Source organism: Spirillospora sp. NPDC049652 (genome assembly GCF_040675125.1).
Lineage (GTDB): Bacteria > Actinomycetota > Actinomycetes > Streptosporangiales > Streptosporangiaceae > Spirillospora.
Map to the genome: position 1 here is coordinate 1 of NZ_JBFAOF010001324.1, position 1,570 is coordinate 1,570.

Consider the following 1,570-nt stretch of genomic DNA (forward strand, 5'->3'; position numbering starts at 1 on the left):
GGTCAGCGCCACGAACGGCGGCACGTCGTCGTCAGGGTTGCGGCCGTGCTCGCGGGCGCACGGCGATCACGATCTTCGCCCAGGCCGGACGCGGGATCACGGTCACCGGCCCGGGCTCGCCTGGGCCGAACCGGGCGTCGCCCGGCTTGCCCTGGGCGCCCTTGGGGATCGCGGCGAGCCGGTCCGCCGCGCTGAGCGCCTTCGCCGCGTTCACCTCGCCGTGCCCGAGGGCCGCGTCGTAGGACGCCCCGCCGGACGGGGTGCTCGCGACGAGCGCCTGCGCGACCAGCGCCGGTGCCAGCTTCGGGTGCCGGGCGCGGATCAGCGCCGCGATCCCGGAGACCAGCGCGGTCGAGTCGCTCGTGCCGTCGGTGACGTAGTACGCGCCGTGCTCGGGTCCGATGCCGGGCAGGCTCACGCCGGGCGCGGCGACGAGCACCGAGAAGTTCCGGTTGGAGAAGCCCGCGCGGACGTGCCGCTGGTTGGTCGCGGCGACGGCGATGACGCCCGGGTAGGACGCCGGATAGGAGTAGGGCGCGTACCCCTTGGCGTCGAAGCCGCTGCGCTTGTCGCCGTCGTTGCCGACGGCCGCGACCACGACGACGCCCTTGGAGACCGCGTAGCCGATGGCGTCGCGCTCGTCCGGCTGCTCGTCGTACCGCCCGATGGACAGGTTGATCACGTCCGCGCCGTGGTCGACGACGTAGCGGATCCCCCGGGCGGTCGCGCCCTGGCCCTTGGGCGTCGTCTTGTAGAGGCGGAAGGACGCGTCCTCCGGCTCGGCGATGGCCCGCACGGCGAGGATCCTGGCCTTCGGCGCGACACCCATCACGCCGCTCCGGCCGCCCCTGCCGCGGCCCTTGCCGGCGATCAGCATCGCCATGCTGGTGCCGTGCAGCCTGGCGGGCGTGGTGCTCCCGTCGATGTTGGCGATCATGTCCGGGCCGGTGGTGACCTGGCCCGCCAGCTCCGGCTGGCCGGTCTGGACCCCGGAGTCCACGACCCCGACGGTGACGCCCGCGCCGCGGGTGGCCTTCCATGCGGACGGCACGTCCATCGCCTCGAACGCCGGACCCTGCGCGTCCCGGACCGGATCGGCGGCGGCGACGCCGGCCCCCGCGCCGACCCCGAGGAACGGCCAGGCCAGCGCCGCCGACGCCGTGACCGCGGCGATCCGTCTGAGGGGCCGGTGCAAGGTCAGCACTTCCATTCGCGGCTGGAGCAGTCGGGCATGGCCGGGGTGCCGAGGGTGTGCGCGATCTGGCGGGCGAGCTGCGGGGCGACCGCGAACGGCAGGTTCGGGCGGCGCTCGGCGACCGCCTCGGCGGGCCGTCCGTCGGTCTCCCCGGACGAGGTGAGCACCAGGTAGGGGCCGCCCCGGTCGGCGGTGGAGTCCTGCCGGGCCGGGTCGGTGAACCTGGCCGCCGCCGTGCCGGGGAACGCGACGGCCCGGACGCTGTTGCGCACCGGCGTGCCGTCCGGGTCGGGCGGGGTCTGGCGCAGCGCCCGGTCGGCGGTCATGAACGTCCGCACCGTTCCATGCTAAGTGGGCAGGCCGAGGGAACATTCG

The 1,570-nt window shown here is 75.2% G+C and carries 2 protein-coding genes; both read right to left on the reverse strand.

The genetic code is table 11. The features are described 5' to 3' along the window. Positions 1 to 31 precede the first annotated feature (31 nt). On the reverse strand, positions 32 to 1,195 hold the full coding sequence (locus AB0J52_RS39840) for a S8 family serine peptidase (protein ID WP_500188334.1): 1,164 nt from the start codon (positions 1,193 to 1,195) through the stop codon (positions 32 to 34). 2 nt (positions 1,196 to 1,197) lie between these two features. Further along, on the reverse strand, positions 1,198 to 1,533 hold the full coding sequence (locus AB0J52_RS39845) for a hypothetical protein (RefSeq protein WP_500188336.1): 336 nt from the start codon (positions 1,531 to 1,533) through the stop codon (positions 1,198 to 1,200). Positions 1,534 to 1,570: the final 37 nt, after the last annotated feature.